Below are 18,096 nucleotides of genomic sequence, written 5' to 3'. Positions count from 1 at the left end.
CAAATGCCCGAACATCGGAAGAGGCTGACATAGTGTGTCAGTCATGCTTACTTGTTTGCAATACGTCCGAACGGTCAGATTCTGCAAAAGGCGATAGCGGGAAAAAGGGCAAAGTTGGAGATCGCTACAAGGGTATTGACGGTGCCCGTTAGTACGCCCCGTCGGAAAGTGAACTGCAATGAACCAATGTGGCGTTGCTAGAAATTTCACGTTTGTTTGTGCGCAACGAAATTCCATGAACGATAAAGCCAACGCCGTCTGCTATGTCCTTGCGAGGAATTGCGACTGCATAAATTCCAATGTCGTCATCAGTGGCGTTGATGAATGCCTCTGCTTCGTCAATGTGATCGAAAAGCAGTGCCTTTATTGTGGCTCCTCCAAAGCCCTCAAAATGATACGATTCCCCATAAAAACTATGCACTTGAAGGGCAAGAAACTTCGTTGGAACGCCTTGTGGGGACAGGCAATAACCTTCGCTGTCGCAAACTGCTGATACATGGCAGTAGTATGGAGAAGGTCCGGCTGCCGTGACTGCATAGATCGCCGATGGCGTTAATACTGCGATCAAGATAAGCTAGGCGAACCGCAGCACCCTCACCCCCCCAAAAAGCTCTTCCGGACCTCCGGATCGGCCAGCAGTTCCTTGCCAGTACCCGTATAAGCATTCCGACCCTGGACCAGCACATACCCCTTGTCCGCGATCTCCAGCGCTTGGCGGGCGTTCTGTTCGACCATCAGGATCGGCAACCCGGTGCGGGACACCTCGATGATCCGGTCGAACAACTCATCCATCACGATGGGTGAGACACCGGCGGTCGGTTCGTCCAGCATCAACACCTTGGGCTGGGTCATCAGCGCGCGGCCCACTGCGACCTGTTGGCGCTGACCACCCGACAGTTCTCCGGCGGCCTGATTGCGCTTGTCGCGCAGGATGGGGAACAGGTCATAGACCTGCTCCATTGTCTGGCTGATGTCGTCGCGGCGGATGAAGGCGCCCATTTCCAGGTTCTCTTCCACCGTCATCGAGGTGAAGATATTCGAGGTTTGCGGCACAAAGCCCATACCTTTGATCACACGGTCCTGCGGAGACAGATTGGTGATGTCTTCGCCATCCAGTCGTACCGAACCGGCACGCACATCCAGCATTCCGAACACCGCCTTCATCGCCGTGGATTTGCCCGCTCCGTTGGGGCCAACGATCACCGCAATCTCACCCTTATCAACGCCGATTGTGCAGTCGTGCAGGATGTCCGGACCCTTTCCGTAACCGCCGGTCATCGTGTCCCCGATTAGGAAGGGACCGCCACCGACGTAGTGCGATTCACCGCTTTTCGCATGCGCTGGTGTCATCGAGCCAACGCCGTGCGTGTTGGTGATCGAAGCGTCCTTGTTCCCCTTGTCGTCCTGGTAAGGATTGTCGCTCACGCGCCTGCCTCCAGCTTGTCTTTGTTCTTCAGGCCGGTGCCCAGATAGGCCTCGATCACGTGCTCGTTCGCCTTGATCTCGTCCAGAGTGCCTTCGGCCAAGACCTTGCCTTCGGCCATACAGATGACCGGGTCACAGATCTTGCCGATGAAATCCATGTCATGTTCGATGACCACGAAGGTATAGCCGCGTTCCTTGTTCAGGCGCAGGATGGTATCGGCGATGGTATTCAGCAGGGTGCGGTTCACGCCCGCGCCGACCTCGTCCAGAAACACGATCTTGGCGTCGACCATCATGGTGCGGCCAAGTTCCAGCAGCTTTTTCTGCCCGCCCGAGACCTGACCGGCCTTGTGGTCGGCCAGATGTTCGATGGTCAGAAACTCAAGCACCTCATCGGCCTTGGCCCTCAGCGCGCGTTCTTCGTTCGCGATGCGCTTGCGCCCGAACCATGTGTTCCACAGCGATTCACCCGATTGTGCACCGGGCACCATCATCAGGTTCTCGCGGCAGCTCATTGAAGAAAACTCATGCGCGATCTGGAAAGTGCGCAGCAGGCCCTTGTGAAACAACTCATGTGGGGGCAGGCCGGTGATATCCTCACCATCCATGAAGACCTTGCCGCTGGTTGGGGGCAGAACGCCCGCGATCACGTTGAACAGAGTGGTTTTTCCGGCCCCGTTCGGCCCGATCAGGCCGGTGATCGACCCTTTCTGGATTTCCAGCGATGCCCCGTCCACCGCGTGAAACCCGCCGAAATGCTTGTGCACGTCTTCGACGACGATCATGTTATCCCCTTGCCTTTTCCTCGCAAAAACGAGGTGCAGCCTTTTGTCATTGAAACAGCCCGGACACAAGGCCCGGGCTGCTTGTTCTTATGGCTTTTTATGCTGGATCAACGGAAATTGACGGTCTTGTTCTCGCCGTCGGTCACTTCGATCTCACGATAGGAACCCGCGCTTTCGCCGGGGCCGATAAGCTCGACACCGGACGCACCGACATAGTCGATGTCCTGACCGCTTGCCAGAAGCTCAAGACCCTTGGCCAGTTCACCCGGATAGATCTTTTCACCCGGTGCATTGGCCACTTCCAGAACTTTGCCTGCATAATCGGCAGGGCTCGCCGAGCCCGCTGCCTGCATGGCGAGCATGAACAGCGCTGCAGCGTCGTAAGATTCAGGTGAATAGGGCGAGGAGCCATCAAAACCCGCAGCCTCGGCCAGGGCAAAGTACTTCTCGGGGCCTTCGCCACCTGCACCCGCGATCTGACCGAAGGAACCGTTCAGGTCGGGACCAACATTTGCTGGCAACGAGTCACCGATCATGCCACCCGGCAGACCGAATGTGTCATATGCACCGCTGTCCAGCGCAGACTGGATGATGCCAAGACCACCTTGGTCCAGATAGCCCGCAACCACCAGGATGTCGCCACCGGCGGAAGCCAGAGCGCCAACTTCAGCAGAATAGTCGGCTTTACCGTCTTCGTGTGCGGCCACGATGGTCACTTCGCCACCGGCGGCTTCGAACGACGACTGGATCGCGTCTGCCAGGCCCTTGCCATAGTCATTGTTGGTGTAGGTCAAAGCGATCGATTCGATGCCGCGATCCTTGAGGATGTCCGCCATCACCTGACCTTCACGCGCATCCGACGGGGCGGTGCGGAAGAAAAGACCGTTGTCTTCCATAGTCGACAGGCCCGGTGAGGTGGCCGACGGCGAGATCATGACCATGCCATTTGGAATGGCCACGTTCTGCAGAATCGCGCCAGTAACGCCCGAGCAGTCTCCGCCAATGATTCCGGCAATGCCATCCGCAATCATACGCTCGCCGTTCGACGTGGACAGACCATTGTCGATACAGCCCGTGTCGGCCCGCATACCGGATACACTGGCGCCATCCATGAACTTGCCAGATTCGTTAACTTCGGCAATCGCCAATTCGGCACCGGATCCCATCGCTGGGGCAAGCGATTCAATCGGGCCGGTAAAGCCGAGCAGAATGCCCAGTTTCACGTCTTCGGCCATGGCCGCACCGGCCAGAAGTGCGGTTGCTGCAGTTGCAGTAAGCAGCTTTTTCATACGGTTACTCCCTGTTTTGAACGTCTTTGTTCTGATCTCGACCCTAGGCAAGCTGGTCCAAAAAGAAAAGTCCAAACGGAAACGTGTTTTTACCGGTCGCGAAACTAACTGTTTTGATAGAATTCTTCTGTGACGATCACCGAAAAGGGCCGACATGTTACGTGCAGCTGCGATTTTGTTTTTCGTCCTCAGTGCTATCTCGACTGCGGCCCAGACCTTGCCAACGTCAGCCGGAAGCATTGAACTGACCGAAATGGTCAGCGGACTGGATACGCCTTGGGCCGTAGGCATTCTACCGGATGAGACGTTCCTTGTGACAGAGCGGGAGGGCGACCTTCTATACGTTAAAGACGGTACCGCAAATTCAGTGCAGGGCGTGCCGAAAGTTGCGACCACGGGTCAGGGTGGTCTGCTGGATGTAACGATTCCACGCGACTTCAGGCAAAGCCGTGAGGTTTTCCTGACCTTCTCGAAACCGCAGAATCGGGGGGCAGGCACTGCAGTCGCCGTGGCACGGTTGTCGGAAGACGGAAAGCGCCTGACCAATTTGAAGGTGATTTACGAAGCGTCACCCGGCGGAGCCGGTGGGCGGCATTTTGGCAGCCGCGTCGTCGAAGCACAGGATGGGACGCTGTTTGTCACCATCGGTGACCGTGGCCAACCCGACAGTGCTCAGGACAAATCTTCCCCGATGGGGTCGGTTATTCGGATCAACCGGAATGGATCGATCCCTGCGGACAATCCTTTTGTCGGGCAATCGAACGTCAAACCTGAAATCTGGTCCTTCGGCCACCGCAACCCTCAAGGGGCTGCGCTGGACACGCGGGGGCGGTTATGGGTGTCGGAACATGGGGCGCGGGGCGGTGACGAGGTTAATCAACCTCGCGCAGGCCGGAATTACGGATGGCCGGTCATTTCATATGGCACACATTATTCCGGCCAAAAAATCGGGGAGGGTACGTCCAAAGCCGGGATGGAACAGCCCAAGTTGTATTGGGACCCATCCATCGCGCCTTCGGGTTTGCTGGTGTATTCCGGCAAACTCTGGCCGCAATGGACGGGTGATATCTTCGTCGGTTCCCTGAAGTTCGACTACATCGCCCGACTTGCAGGCAATCCGCTTCGTGAGGTTGAACAGATCAAAGGGCGGGAAACCGAACGCGTGCGCGACATCGTAGAGAGTCCGGATGGATCGATCTGGTTCATTTCAGTCGGGCAGGGCGCGGTGTATCGAATGACCCCGCAGCGTTAGACCGACAAACGACCGCTTTGTGCGCCACGTTCACGGTAGGGCGTGGTGTTGTAATGCGCCCGATAGCATTTTGAGAAATGCGAAGGGCTGGCAAAGCCACAGGCAAGCGCAACGTTGATCACACTCATATCCGTCTGCATCAAGAGGTTCCGCGCTTTGTGCAGTCGCAACTCCATGTAGTAGCGTTTCGGCGAACGGCTGAGATACCTACGGAAAAGACGTTCCAACTGGCGCGTCGACATGCCGACATCCTTGGCCAGAATCGAAGGTGAGATCGGTTCTTCGATGTTCTTTTCCATCATCAGGATGACCTGGCTCAGTTTTGGGTGTCGCACACCAATCCGCGTGGGTGTCGACAAACGTTGGGTGTCCTGATCAGTACGTATCGACGAATAAATCATCTGATCTGCAACAGCATTGGCAAGATCTTCGCCATAGTCATCTGCGATCAGTTTCAGCATCAAGTCGATCGACGACGTACCACCCGCCGTAGTCATACGGTTGCCGTCAATCTGAAAGACCGATTTCGTCAGTTCGACCTCATCGAATTCCTCGATAAAACTGTCGGAGTTTTCCCAGTGAATCGTAGCCTTCTTGTTGTCAAGCAACCCGGCCTTTGCCAGCGTATAGGCTGCAGTGCACAAACCACCGATTCGAAGCCCGCGCCGGGCCTCGCGCCGAACCCAGTTCAGGACGCGTTTGGTGGTCGCTGATTGAACGTCTACGCCGCCGCAAATCAGGACGACATCATCCCGCTGCAATTCTTCCAGATCTTTGTCGAGCTTGAACTCGGTCCCGGCCGAGCATGTCACCGTATTACCGCCTTCGCCAGAAAGCGTCCAGGAATACAGCTCTTGGTCTGCCATGCGGTTGGCAATCCGCAAACTGTCCAGCGCCGAAGCGAAGGACAGCAATGAGAATCCCTCCAAGAGAATAAAAACATAATGGCGTGGAGTGGCGTCAGCGCCTTCCACGGTGACTGCCTGGCGTTGAACTTGCATGGCGGGTTGTCCTTACTTCGGCGCCGAACTCATGCGGGTCCAGCGACAGATTTGCCAATCACCATGATCAAAGCTTGTTTACGCCGTCAAGAGGCGCAAATGGGATATGGCCACTCTGCGAAGCATTTTGTATAGAAGCCACCTGAATACTTCAGCGGAGATCAAAGCTATGACCGAATGGCAAAAATCGAACTGGCGCAATAAGGCCCGGGTTCAGATGCCAGATTATACCGACGCGGCCGCTCTGGCCAAGGTCGAGGCCCGGCTTTCACAGTATCCCCCGCTGGTCTTCGCCGGTGAGGCGCGGCGTCTCAAGCAACATTTGGGTGCCGCCGGTCGCGGCGAAGCCTTCCTGCTACAGGGCGGGGATTGTGCTGAAAGCTTTGAACAATTCAGCGCGGATGCGATCCGTGACACCTTTAAGGTGATGCTGCAAATGGCGATGGTTCTGACCTACGGCGCCAAGGTGCCGGTGGTGAAAGTTGGCCGCATGGCAGGTCAGTTCGCCAAGCCACGCAGCGCACCGACCGAGGTGGTGGATGGTGTGGAGCTGCCAAGCTACCGCGGCGACATCATCAACGAGCTGGCCTTCACGCCCGAAGCGCGGATTCCGAATCCTCAGAAGATGCTGCAAGCTTACACGCAAGCCGCAGCGACCTTGAACCTGCTGCGCGCATTCTCAACCGGCGGTTTCGCGGATATGAGCATGGTGCATTCCTGGACGCTCGGGTTCACCGATGAACAGGATGTACAGAAATACTCCGAAATTGCAGATCGTATCCAGGACACCATCGACTTCATGGAAGCGGCGGGAATCACGGCGGATACCACGCATGAATTCTCGACCGTTGAATTCTACACCAGCCATGAAGGGCTGCTGCTGGAGTATGAAGAGGCGCTGACCCGTCTGGATTCAACTTCGGGCAACTGGTTGGCTGGTTCTGGCCACATGATCTGGATCGGTGACCGTACACGTCAGCCCGACGGTGCACATGTGGAATTCTGCCGCGGTGTTCTGAACCCGATTGGTCTGAAATGTGGTCCGACAACGACTGCGGAAGACCTCAAGGTTCTGATGTCCAAACTGAACCCCGAGAACGAAGAGGGTCGCCTGACCCTGATCGCGCGCTTTGGTGCCGGCAAAGCGGGGGAGCACCTGCCGCGCCTGGTCAAAGCCGTGAAGGAAGAAGGCGCCAATGTCACCTGGGTCTGCGACCCGATGCACGGCAATACAATCAAATCGGCGACTGGTTACAAGACTCGTCCGTTCGATTCGGTCCTGCGCGAGGTGCGTGACTTCTTCGGTGTGCATCAGTCTGAGGGCACCATCCCCGGCGGCGTGCATTTCGAGATGACCGGTCTGGACGTGACGGAATGCACCGGCGGCGTACGCGCCGTGACCGAAGAGGATCTGTCTGATCGCTATCACACCGCCTGCGACCCGCGCTTGAACGCGTCTCAGTCGCTGGAACTGGCCTTCCTGGTCGCAGAGGAACTGACAAATCTGCGCCGCAATGGCAGCAAACGCGCCGTAAGCTAAGCGCCGATGAACTGTTTCGAACAGCGGGCCATTGGTCCGCTGTTCTTGGTTTCAGGAACCGTTAGTCGTCGCGTGACACGACCAATCGCAGATGCTTGGCAGGGCGTTTGAATTCGTCTTCCTTTTCCGCAAACCCATGGGCCGGTTTCGGTGCCGCAGGGGTTTGGACCTGAATGTCAGCCACCGGTTTGATCCGTGTATCCGAGATCGAAAACCGGCGCGGCGTTTTTCCGATTGCCCCGTCAGCGACCATGACACCCAGAACGCGGGTGACATCGCCCAGATCACTTTTCAGTGGCAACAAGATCATCCGGGCCTGCATTCGTGTACGGCCCAGTATTCCACCCGAGATCACGCCCAGCTCTGCAACGGCCGGGGCGGCGAACACCTGCTCGAGAACATTCATGACGCCTCCACGGTCATCGGGCTGAAAGAACGCTGTCAAAGGCATCCCCCGTACCTCCATCCCGGTAAGCGCGTTCAAATGGCTGCCAGCCAGACGAAACCGGGCCAACCCGGGGGCAATGCGCTCCAGTATAAATGTATATTGCAGGATGTTTTCCAAACCACGCGGATCGATCTGAGACCGCGTGGGAACGCCGTCACCGCTCAGCAATGCGGTCCAATACGCCTCGGCCTGGCGGATCGGCGAAAGGCTGCGCCCACTGTCAAAGCGATCCATTGCGACGATCTTTCCAAATTCTGACCCGGAACCAATCCCGAAAAAGGTTTTCATCTTCTTTACCCTTACGCCAAAAGGCCGCCATTTTCATAAAATGCTACACATTGGGAGCATCCGCAGCCTGCAAACCATTGCTTTGGGCAGTTTGACTCGGGTTAATTCAATTTTGGAGCAATTCTTTAACGAATGGTTAACTCGCACCAAACAATTGCGGTTTCAGCAAATACTTGCTCTGCACCGGCCAATGGCATTAGGTGCGGCATGTGTGTGATGCGGCAGGACCAGAAGAAAGGGCAGGTATGATCAGATCCATGACCGGGTTTGCCTCGGCAAAGGGGCAGCACGGCCCGCATAGCTGGACGTGGGAACTGCGCAGTGTCAATGGCAAGGGGCTTGATATGCGCCTGCGCGTGCCGGATTGGCTGACCGGGCTTGAGGCCGCGCTGAGGGCAAAGTTGTCCAAATCTCTCAACCGTGGAAACGTTACGCTTTCGATGCGTTTAAGTCGCGAGGACTCGGCCACGGAACTGGCCTTGAATGAGGCCGCCATGAACGCCGCACTGACGGCTGTTGAGCAAACAGAGCAGATGGCGTCTGCGCGTGGCATAACTCTGGCGCCATCTCGGGCGTCGGATCTATTGGCGCTGAAGGGAATGCTGGATACTGGTTCGGACTCAGATGACCCGGGTCCACTGGTTGCACACCTTACCGCTGAATTCGACGTCCTTGTGGACGCGTTTCTCGACATGCGTCGAACTGAGGGCGACGCCCTGGCAGCAGTTCTGAACACTCAACTGGATCAGGTCGCCACGCTGACCGCGAAGGCGGCTGAACTGGCAGAACAACGCAGGGATAAGATCGCACAGGTCCTACGGGAGAATCTGGCGCGGGTCCTGGACAATTCTCAGGGTGCAGACCCCGAGCGTGTCGCACAGGAACTTGCCCTGATCGCGGTCAAGGCCGATATCACGGAAGAGATCGACAGATTGACGGCGCATGTCACAGCCGCACGTGACTTATTGGCACAAAACGGAGCAGTGGGCCGAAAGCTGGATTTCCTGATGCAGGAGTTCAACCGCGAGGCCAATACGCTGTGTTCCAAAGCCCAAAGCTCGGATCTGACAGCGGTTGGGCTAGAGCTGAAGGCGGTGATCGATCAAATGCGCGAGCAAGTGCAGAACGTAGAATAGAATGGGAATACCTGACATGGCGGATCGCCGCGGCCTTTTAATCATCCTGTCTTCTCCGTCCGGGGCGGGCAAATCCACGTTGGCCAAACGGCTGATGGCCTGGGATACGGATCTGAAATTCTCGGTTTCGGCCACGACCCGTGCACCGCGCCCGGGTGAAGAACATGGGCGCGAGTATTTCTTCCTGTCAGAAGACGAATTCAAGCAACACGTGGCCGAAGGGCAGATGCTGGAGCACGCCCATGTTTTCGGCAATTTCTACGGCTCACCCGCTGAACCCGTGCGCAATTCGATCAACACCGGAAAGGATGTTCTGTTCGATGTAGACTGGCAAGGTGAGGTGCAGATCAGAAACTCGGACCTAGGCAAACACGCCTTGTCGATCTTTATACTGCCACCGTCCATCTCGGAACTGCGCCGCCGTCTGGAAACCCGCGGGCAGGACAGCGATGACGTCATCGGCAAGCGGATGCTCAAAAGCTGGGATGAGATCAGCCATTGGGGTTATTACGACTATGTCCTGGTCAACGACGATCTTGAGGCGACAGAAGAAAAGCTGAAGACCATCGTCAGCGCCGAACGAATGCGCCGTATCCAACAACCCAAGCTGCAACAGCATGTGCGCAAACTGCAAAATGAATTCGAGGGCCTGTCATGACCATTTATGCCTTGGGGGATCACACACCGGTCATTCACGAGGACACATGGGTCGCGCCCGACGCCAACCTGATCGGCATGGTGGTGCTGGAGCAGGGGGCCTCAGTTTGGTTTGGCAGCACGATCCGCGCCGACCACGAAGAAATCCGCGTGGGCACAGGTAGCAACGTTCAGGAAAACTGCGTCATGCATATCGACGCGGGCTTTCCTTTGACCATAGGCGCAAATTGCACAATCGGGCACAAAGTGATGCTGCATGGTTGCACTATTGGCGACAACTCTCTGATCGGCATGGGTGCGATTGTTTTGAACGGCGCAAAGATCGGGAGGAATTGCTTGATTGGGGCCGGTGCCCTGATCACTGAAGGTAAAGAGATTCCTGACAATTCGCTTGTCATGGGCGCGCCGGGTAAGGTTGTACGCCAGTTGGATGAGACCGCGGCGCAACGCATCACCCTCAGCGCGCTTCACTATCAGGAAAACATGCGCAATTTTCGCAAAACTTTAAAATCCGTCTCCTAAGGCGTCTGGACCACTTGAGAAACAAAGCATGTCCACAGACCTAATAGACGAATTTATCCGCGCGATTCCGATGCCCGCACTGATGGTGGATCATACGGAACGGATCATTACCGCCAATACCGATGCAAAGACTCTGCTTGGCCAGAATATCGTCGGACGCCATTTCGCCACCATCCTGCGGCAACCTCAGGTGCTGGAAGCCATTGAGCAAAGTTTACAGTCCAAAGGCGCAAAAAAGACGCGTCACCTGTCCAATGACGGTGCACAGGACACAACGTTCGAGGTGGATTGCCGGTACATGAACGGAGTTGGCGCCGTGTCTGGCGGGGCTGTTCTGGTCACATTTCAGGACATCACCCATCTGGAACATGCCAGTCAGATGCGGAGGGATTTCGTGGCGAATGTCAGTCACGAGTTGCGCACTCCGCTGACCGCGTTGATGGGCTTTATCGAAACCCTACGCGGATCGGCGCGCGACGACCCGAGCGCGCGCGACAGGTTTCTTCAGATCATGACAGACGAAGCCAATCGGATGAACCGATTGGTCGGCGATCTGCTGTCCCTCAACCGGGTCGAAAGCGAAGAACGTGTTCGACCCAGTGAACAGCTGGAGCTTACTGGCCTACTACAATCCATTCTGAACTCGGTGCGCCCACTGGCCGAGGACGCAGGTGTGGCCCTTTCGCTCGAGGCTCAGGACGGGCCAGTGTCGGTGACCGGCGACAGCGATCAGCTGCGTCAGGTGTTCACCAACTTGATCGAGAACGGAATAAAATATGGCGGCAGTGGCGGGATCGTTTCGGTTTGCGTTTTGTCTTCGGAACGTGACACAGCGCTGAGGGGTCCGTCTGTGCGAGTTCAGGTCATCGACAAGGGACCCGGCATAGATCCGATTCACCTGCCACGTCTGACCGAGCGATTCTATCGCGCGGACAGCCATAGATCCCGGCAATTGGGCGGGACCGGGCTTGGTCTTGCCATTGTCAAACATATCGTCAACCGGCATCGAGGACGGTTAAGGGTTGAGAGCGAATTGGGTAAAGGCTCGGTTTTTACAGTGATTTTACCAAGGTGACACCTTGTCGGCCTGAATTTTCTGAAGTCCCAGTTCACAAAGCTCGAAATCTTTACGGCGGGTAAAGAGCGAAAAAACCCAGGTTGTCATAAAAGCGTTACACACTTGTCACAAAAGGCTTACGCACGCCCCATAGGGGTGCCCACAGGATCATCATGGGGGTGATCAAGCATACCTTTTTCAGGGAGACTGAAATGTCCTTTGTAAAACTGTCGGCATCTGCGCTGGCAATCGCTGCCGTCTCGGCAACCACTGCTGCAGCTCGTGACAACGTTCAGGTTGCCGGTTCGTCGACCGTTCTGCCTTATGCCTCGATCGTTGCGGAACTGTTCGGTGAAAACACGGATTTCCCGACCCCGGTTGTTGAATCGGGAGGCTCGTCGGCTGGTCTGAAGCGTTTCTGCGAAGGTGTTGGCGAAAACACCATTGACGTTGCGAACGCATCGCGCGCGATCCGCGAAAAAGAGATCAAAGCTTGTGCCGAAAATGGCGTGACTGACATCATGGAAGTCCGCATCGGCTATGACGGCATCGTTTTTGCAAGCCAACAGACAGGTCCCGCCTTCACCGCGTTTGAACCTTCTGACATATTCAACGCTCTGGGTGCGAAGGTTCTGAAAGACGGCGAAGTTGTTGATAACCCCTACAACAACTGGTCTGAATTCAACGCGGATCTGCCTGACGTAGAAATCGCTGGTTTCATTCCGGGCACCAAGCACGGCACCCGTGAAGTGTTCGAAGAAAAAGTCCTGCTGATCGGTTGTGAAGCAACCGGCACAATGGAAGCCATGATTTCGGGCGGTATGAGCGAAGATGATGCAGAAGATGCATGTCTGGCCGTTCGCACCGACGGTAAGTCGGTCGACATCGACGGTGACTATACCGAGACTCTGGCACGTATCGACACCAACCCGAACGGCATCGGTATTTTCGGTCTGGCGTTTTATGAGAACAACACAGACAAGTTGAAAGTGGGCACCATGTCGGGTGTCGCACCGTCGACCGAAACCATCTCGACCGGTGAGTACCCTGTTTCGCGCCCGCTGTTCTTCTACGTGAAGAAAGCCCATATCGGCGTGATCCCAGGCCTGAAAGAATATGCTCAGTTCTTCACTGCTGACGAAATCGCTGGCGGTTCAGGTCCTTTGGCAAACTATGGTCTGGTTGCAGATCCCGAGCTGGCAAAAACTCAGGACGCCATTGCCAACGAAGTCACCATGGGTTCGGGCAGCTAAGCCTGACGCTGGTGGAATGCATCAGGGGCGACGGTTCAGTCGCCCCTTCATCGTCTCTTATTCTATTCGCAATCGAGAGCAAACGGGGGTGTCATGCCGATACTTTGGCTCATTCTGATCGTGTCTGCGATCGCAGCTGTCGGCTATGTTCTTGGACGAGCGCGCGCCCTGCAAAGCGCCGGCGGTGACAGTCGGAACCTGCATTCGTTGCCATCATTTTATGGTGCAAACGTTACACTGAAGACACTTGTCCCAGCCGTTGGTCTCTTGATTGTCTGGCTTTTGGCACAGCCGTTCTTTGTCAACTCGCAAGTCTCGGGCATGATCCCGGAATCGGCCATCAAGGAAGGCTCTTCCCGCAGTCTGGTTATGGCCGAGGTGCGCCGCACCGCCTTCGGTCTGGACAACGCGGTCGCTCAGGGAAATCTGACCGAGAGTGCCGCCAGTGATGCGCAAGTAGACGTCGTCGACGTGACCCAGCGCCTGAAGGATGCAGGGCAGGTGGTGACGTCAGACATCACTCAGCCGGTTCTGCGCGCGGCTCAGAGTTATCGGGCCATGAGCTCAACCGGCTATACCATGATGTCCGTTGCCGTTCTGGTGGTCGCATTGATCGGGGCCGCGATAGGCTGGTTGCAAACCAACGCCGATTACCGCGCCCGCAACGTTGTCGAAAAAGGGGTCGGTGTCCTTCTTCTGGCCGCTGCATCCATTGCCATTCTGACAACGGTCGGCATTGTCCTGTCCCTAATTTTCAACACCTGGGAATTCTTCAAGCTATACCCGGCATCAGAATTCTTCTTTGGCATGACCTGGGCACCCAGCTTCTCGGGCCGCGGAGGTTTGTCCGAACTTGGGATCATTCCGCTGCTGTGGGGTACGCTTTACATTTCGATAGTTGCGCTGCTGGTTGCAGTGCCGATCGGATTGTTTGCCGCGATCTATCTCAGTGAATACGCCTCACCCCGCTTGCGGTCCGTTGCCAAACCTTTGCTAGAGGTCTTGGCCGGGATTCCGACCATTGTTTACGGTCTCTTCGCGCTGTTGACCGTTGGCCCGCTGCTGTTGGACATCTTCGGTGACAGTGGCCTGGGGTGGATGAAAGCGGGTACTGCCGTGATGACGGCGGGTCTGGTGATGGGGATCATGTTGATCCCGTTCGTGTCCTCACTGTCTGACGACATTATCAACGCGGTCCCGCAGGCGATGCGCGACGGGTCTTACGGCCTTGGCGCAACGCAATCTGAAACCATCCGTCAGGTTGTTCTGCCCGCCGCACTACCCGGTATCGTGGGTGCGATCCTTCTGGCTGCATCGCGCGCCATTGGTGAGACAATGATCGTGGTTCTTGGGGCAGGGGCCGCAGCCCGCCTGAGCCTGAACCCGTTCGAAGCCATGACAACCGTAACCGCCAAGATCGTCAGTCAGTTGACTGGTGACGCCGACTTTGCCTCGCCCGAGGCTCTGGTTGCCTTCGCACTTGGCATGACACTTTTCATTCTCACATTGGGGCTTAACGTGTTTGCCCTGTATATCGTGCGCAAGTACCGGGAGCAGTACGAATGACCGACGCAAGCATGCAAAGCCCCGAAACCGGTCGCCATGGGGTCTCGCTCACAGCTGCTGACGAGCACACGAAGAAACGTGCCAAAGCTGAGAAACGTTTCCGCGCGTATGGCATCGCCGCAATCGCAACCGGTCTGTTCTTTCTGGTTGTTCTGTTCACCTCGATTCTGTCGCAGGGTATCCCGGCCTTTCAGCGTACTGTTGTCAGCGTAGACTTCACCCTGAACGAGCCTCAGCGGGACGAGGCCGAAGGGACGTTGTTCAAAACCAAAGCCTATTCCAATCTGTTCATCGCTCAGTTGAATCAGGAACTGGCAGAAAGCGGGATCAGCGTCGATTTTGACGAAGCCGCCATCGAGCGTCTTCTGGGTAAGGTTGGCGGCACGATCCGGACATACTATGCCGACAATCCAGACAAACTGGGTGAGCCGGTCAATTTCGATCTGGCGGCCTCCAGCCGTGTTGATGGGTATTTCAAAGGCCGCGTGTCCCGTGACACCATGCAAGACAGCCGCTTTTTGCAGAAAAGTGACCTGGATCTGGTTGACGCTCTGGAAGAGGCCGGTATCATCAAACAAGCGTTCAACTGGCCGTTCATCACTGGCGCTGACTCGGGTGTGGACAATCCGGGCGGTGCAGGTATCGGTGCCTCGGTCGTTGGTTCGTTCTTCATGATGCTGGTGGTGCTGGGCCTGTCGCTGCCGATTGGCGTGGCCGCCTCGATTTACCTCGAGGAGTTCGCTCCGCAAAACAGGTTTACCGACCTGATTGAAGTGAACATCTCGAATCTGGCTGCGGTTCCATCCATCGTCTTCGGTATTCTGGGTCTGGCCGTGTTCATCCAGTTCATGCACTTGCCGCAATCTGCACCACTGGTTGGTGGTCTGGTCCTGACACTCATGACATTGCCAACGATCATCATTTCGACCCGCGCCTCGCTGAAGGCGGTTCCACCGTCCATCCGCGATGCGGCGCTTGGGGTAGGGGCGTCGAAAATGCAGGCTGTGTTCCATCACGTACTGCCACTCGCCGCGCCGGGCATCCTGACCGGTACTATCATCGGTCTGGCACAAGCTCTGGGTGAAACCGCGCCACTGCTGCTGATCGGTATGGTTGGTTTCGTGGCCCGCGGTTATCCCGATGGCTTCCTCGCAGGCTTTACCGAGCCGAACTCGGCCATGCCCGCGCAGATCTACACTTGGGCCTCGCGCGCCGATGTCGGGTTCTACGAGAAAGCCTGGGGCGGCATCATCATCCTTTTGATGTTCCTGCTGACCATGAATATCATCGCAATCATCTTGCGCCGCCGCTTTGAACGCCGCTGGTAAGAGGGGGCAACAATGAACGACATGACACGAGTGGAGAGAGCCGTGGACTCCAAAGATATCAAGATCAACGCCAAAAAGGTTCAGGTCTATTACGGTGACACCCATGCCATCAAGGACGTGGATGTAGCGATCGAAGACAAGACCGTAACCGCCTTTATCGGCCCGTCGGGCTGCGGCAAATCCACGTTTTTGCGGTGCCTGAACCGGATGAACGACACGATCGACATCTGCCGGGTTGAAGGCGATATCCTGCTGGATGGCGAAGACATCTATGACAAGCGCGTTGACCCGGTTCAGTTGCGCGCCAAGGTGGGCATGGTGTTCCAAAAGCCCAACCCATTCCCCAAGTCGATCTATGACAACGTGGCCTATGGACCGCGCATTCACGGTTTAGCGAAAAACAAAGCCGATCTGGATGGTATCGTTGAAAAATCCCTGCGTCGTGGCGCCATCTGGGATGAGGTTAAGGATCGCCTGTACGCACCCGGGACCGGCCTTTCTGGTGGTCAGCAGCAACGCCTTTGTATTGCCCGTGCCGTTGCGACTGAACCTGAGGTTCTGTTGATGGACGAGCCGTGCTCGGCATTGGACCCGATCGCGACCGCGCAGGTTGAAGAACTGATCGACGAACTGCGAGCAAACTATTCGGTAGTGATCGTGACCCACTCGATGCAACAGGCAGCGCGTGTCAGTCAGAAAACCGCCTTCTTCCATCTCGGCAATCTGGTCGAGTTCGGAGAGACTGGCCAGATCTTCACCAACCCCGTAGATCCGCGCACGGAAAGCTACATCACCGGCCGCATCGGCTGAACACAGGTATTCACAAATGTCCGATTTGACCGAACAACATATTGCATCCGTTTTCGACCGCGATCTCGAAGCGATCCAAGCGCATATCATGAAGATGGGCGGTCTGGTCGAGGCCGCTATCATGAGCGCGGCGCGCTCGCTGGAAACCCGCGACGCGGAATTGGCGCAGCAAGTGCGGCAGGGCGACAAAGCCATCGATGCGTTGGAAGATATCATCGACGAGGAAACGGCCCGCTTGATCGCGTTGCGTGCACCCACAGCCAGCGATCTGAGATTGGTGCTTTCTGTGCTGAAAGTCTCAAGCAATCTTGAGCGGATCGGAGACTATGCCAAGAACATCGCAAAGCGCACTACGGTGTTGGTTGATGCCGGAGAGATCAACGGTAGTGCCGCAGCGCTGCGCCGCATGGCGCGCGAGGTCGAACGGATGCTGCGCGACGCGTTGGATGCCTATATTCAACGTGATGCGGAGCTGGCCACCGATGTCATTAATCGCGATGAAGATGTCGACCAGATGTACAATGGTCTGTTTCGCGAGTTCCTGACCTACATGGCTGAAGACCCGCGTAACATCTCATCATGTATGCACCTGCATTTCATTGCCAAGAACATCGAACGCATGGGCGATCACGTGACCTCTATTGCCGAGCAGGTGGTTTATCTGGTCACCGGCGAACGTCCGGCCGAGGCGCGCCCGAAGGCTGACACCACCTCGCAAACCTTGTAGGAGACAATCAAGATGTCCGCAGAACAACCCACGGTTCTGGTGGTCGAGGACGAGCTGGCACAGCGTGAAGTCCTGGCGTACAACCTTGAAGCAGAAGGTTTTCGCGTGTCCAAGGCCGCAAGCGGCGACGAGGCCATGTTGCTGGTGGATGAAGATTGCCCGGATATCATCGTGCTGGATTGGATGATGCCTAATCTCAGCGGCATCGAAGTTTGCCGTCGCCTAAAAAGCCGGCCCGAGACACGTTCGATTCCGATCATCATGCTGTCGGCGCGCACCGAAGAAGTCGACAAGGTGCGTGGCCTGGAAACGGGTGCGGACGATTACGTGGTCAAACCATATTCCGTTGTCGAATTGATGGCACGTGTCCGCACTCAGCTGCGCCGGGTTCGTCCGGCAACGGTTGGCATTCGGCTGGAGTTTGACGACATCGTTCTGGACTCTGAGACCCATAAAGTCAGTCGCGACAGCAAACCTCTGAAACTGGGCCCAACCGAATTCCGGCTGCTCAGCACTTTCATGGAAAAGCCGGGCAGGGTCTGGAGCCGCGAGCAGTTGCTGGACCGTGTCTGGGGCCGCGACATCTATGTGGATACCCGAACGGTTGATGTTCACATCGGGCGGCTGCGCAAAGCGCTGACACAACATGGTGGTGAAGATCCTGTGCGTACCGTACGCGGCGCAGGGTATGCTTTGGGCTGAGCGGCATTGGTTCGAGTACAATGAGCGACGGTTCGGTGGCGCGAGGCAGGTACTTTCTCAGCCTGTTGTTTGTGTTGTCGACGGTGCCTTTCTGCCAGGGAGCCTGCGGGTCACAGAACCAGCTGTCCGCTCCGATCCTGCCTGCTCGACAGGGAAGTGTGCCATTTCTACTTTGCTAATGTGAGACATTCTAACATTGCAGCTGCAACCGGATGTAACGGATAATTGGTATTATGGTAAAGTCTGGCAAACTTGATAAACTTCATGCAAGCAGACATTGTTCCTGCACTCAAGCTGAGCGCCCTGGAAC

The 18,096-nt window shown here is 56.4% G+C and carries 18 protein-coding genes and 1 pseudogene; 12 read left to right on the top strand and 7 right to left on the bottom strand.

All coding sequences use genetic code 11. The features are described from left to right. Positions 1-148: 148 nt before the first annotated feature. From ALB80_RS02850 to ALB80_RS02835, 4 genes are all read right to left on the bottom strand, one after another. Complete coding sequence (locus ALB80_RS02850; RefSeq protein WP_157054127.1) at positions 149-568, bottom strand: hypothetical protein; 420 nt, start codon at positions 566-568, stop codon at positions 149-151. A 26-nt stretch (positions 569-594) separates the two neighbouring features. Then, entirely contained in the window at positions 595-1,425 is an 831-nt protein-coding gene (locus ALB80_RS02845; RefSeq protein WP_083445166.1) for an ABC transporter ATP-binding protein, read from the bottom strand. After that, positions 1,422-2,210, bottom strand: a complete 789-nt coding sequence (locus ALB80_RS02840) for an ABC transporter ATP-binding protein (protein WP_050602483.1) — start codon at positions 2,208-2,210, stop codon at positions 1,422-1,424. The genes ALB80_RS02845 and ALB80_RS02840 overlap by 4 nt, the downstream gene beginning before the upstream one ends. A gap of 107 nt (positions 2,211-2,317) precedes the next feature. After that, positions 2,318-3,499 carry an ABC transporter substrate-binding protein gene (locus ALB80_RS02835; RefSeq protein ID WP_050602482.1) on the bottom strand — a complete coding sequence of 394 codons (1,182 nt, stop codon included), beginning with the start codon at positions 3,497-3,499 and terminating at the stop codon, positions 2,318-2,320. Between the two features lie 154 nt (positions 3,500-3,653). On the opposite strand from ALB80_RS02835, the gene ALB80_RS02830 reads away from it, so the two are divergent. After that, a complete protein-coding gene (locus ALB80_RS02830) occupies positions 3,654-4,751 on the top strand; it encodes a PQQ-dependent sugar dehydrogenase (protein WP_050602481.1) in 1,098 nt (365 codons plus the stop codon). On the opposite strand, the gene ALB80_RS02825 is transcribed toward ALB80_RS02830, so the two are convergent. Then, entirely contained in the window at positions 4,748-5,752 is a 1,005-nt protein-coding gene (locus ALB80_RS02825; RefSeq protein ID WP_050602480.1) for a GlxA family transcriptional regulator, read from the bottom strand. The genes ALB80_RS02830 and ALB80_RS02825 overlap by 4 nt on opposite strands. Before the next feature lie 169 nt (positions 5,753-5,921). Between ALB80_RS02825 and ALB80_RS02820 the strand changes: the two genes are divergently transcribed. After that, entirely contained in the window at positions 5,922-7,292 is a 1,371-nt protein-coding gene (locus tag ALB80_RS02820; RefSeq protein WP_050602582.1) for a class II 3-deoxy-7-phosphoheptulonate synthase, read from the top strand. A 61-nt stretch (positions 7,293-7,353) separates the two neighbouring features. On the opposite strand, the gene ALB80_RS02815 is transcribed toward ALB80_RS02820, so the two are convergent. After that, positions 7,354-8,028, bottom strand: coding sequence for a PAS domain-containing protein (locus ALB80_RS02815; RefSeq protein ID WP_050602479.1), 675 nt, complete (start codon positions 8,026-8,028; stop codon positions 7,354-7,356). Positions 8,029-8,273: 245 nt separating this feature from the next. Here ALB80_RS02815 and ALB80_RS02810 point away from each other — a divergent pair, with 245 nt between their 5' ends. The 10 genes from ALB80_RS02810 to phoB all read left to right on the top strand — a co-directional run bounded on the left by ALB80_RS02810 (position 8,274) and on the right by phoB (position 17,786). Beyond that, the gene (locus ALB80_RS02810; RefSeq protein WP_050602478.1) at positions 8,274-9,164 is read left to right on the top strand and encodes a YicC/YloC family endoribonuclease; all 891 of its coding nucleotides are present in this window, start codon (positions 8,274-8,276) and stop codon (positions 9,162-9,164) included. A gap of 16 nt (positions 9,165-9,180) precedes the next feature. Beyond that, positions 9,181-9,822, top strand: coding sequence for a guanylate kinase (gene gmk / locus ALB80_RS02805; protein ID WP_050602581.1), 642 nt, complete (start codon positions 9,181-9,183; stop codon positions 9,820-9,822). Beyond that, positions 9,819-10,343 (top strand): gamma carbonic anhydrase family protein, encoded by a 525-nt coding sequence (locus tag ALB80_RS02800; protein ID WP_050602477.1) that lies wholly within the window; start codon positions 9,819-9,821, stop codon positions 10,341-10,343. Before gmk ends, ALB80_RS02800 begins: the two co-directional genes overlap by 4 nt. A 28-nt stretch (positions 10,344-10,371) precedes the next feature. After that, complete coding sequence (locus ALB80_RS02795; RefSeq protein WP_050602476.1) at positions 10,372-11,418, top strand: ATP-binding protein; 1,047 nt, start codon at positions 10,372-10,374, stop codon at positions 11,416-11,418. A gap of 194 nt (positions 11,419-11,612) precedes the next feature. Beyond that, complete coding sequence (locus tag ALB80_RS02790; protein WP_050602580.1) at positions 11,613-12,653, top strand: substrate-binding domain-containing protein; 1,041 nt, start codon at positions 11,613-11,615, stop codon at positions 12,651-12,653. A gap of 93 nt (positions 12,654-12,746) precedes the next feature. Further along, positions 12,747-14,219, top strand: a complete 1,473-nt coding sequence (gene pstC, locus ALB80_RS02785) for a phosphate ABC transporter permease subunit PstC (protein ID WP_050602475.1) — start codon at positions 12,747-12,749, stop codon at positions 14,217-14,219. Next, positions 14,216-15,547 (top strand): phosphate ABC transporter permease PstA, encoded by a 1,332-nt coding sequence (gene pstA / locus ALB80_RS02780; protein WP_050602474.1) that lies wholly within the window; start codon positions 14,216-14,218, stop codon positions 15,545-15,547. Before pstC ends, pstA begins: the two co-directional genes overlap by 4 nt. Before the next feature lie 12 nt (positions 15,548-15,559). Next, positions 15,560-16,357, top strand: a complete 798-nt coding sequence (gene pstB, locus ALB80_RS02775) for a phosphate ABC transporter ATP-binding protein PstB (protein WP_050602473.1) — start codon at positions 15,560-15,562, stop codon at positions 16,355-16,357. Positions 16,358-16,382: 25 nt separating this feature from the next. Further along, positions 16,383-17,084 (top strand): phosphate signaling complex protein PhoU, encoded by a 702-nt coding sequence (gene phoU, locus ALB80_RS02770; RefSeq protein WP_050602579.1) that lies wholly within the window; start codon positions 16,383-16,385, stop codon positions 17,082-17,084. A gap of 12 nt (positions 17,085-17,096) precedes the next feature. Then, entirely contained in the window at positions 17,097-17,786 is a 690-nt protein-coding gene (gene phoB / locus ALB80_RS02765; protein WP_050602472.1) for a phosphate regulon transcriptional regulator PhoB, read from the top strand. 25 nt (positions 17,787-17,811) lie between these two features. Here phoB and ALB80_RS22575 read toward each other — a convergent pair. Beyond that, a pseudogene (locus ALB80_RS22575) lies at positions 17,812-17,922 on the bottom strand (IS30 family transposase); the annotation flags it as partial. Positions 17,923-18,096 lie beyond the last annotated feature (174 nt).

Source organism: Ruegeria sp. 6PALISEP08 (genome assembly GCF_001238295.1).
Lineage (GTDB): Bacteria > Pseudomonadota > Alphaproteobacteria > Rhodobacterales > Rhodobacteraceae > Ruegeria.
This window is presented reverse-complemented; position numbering and strand designations above follow the sequence as displayed.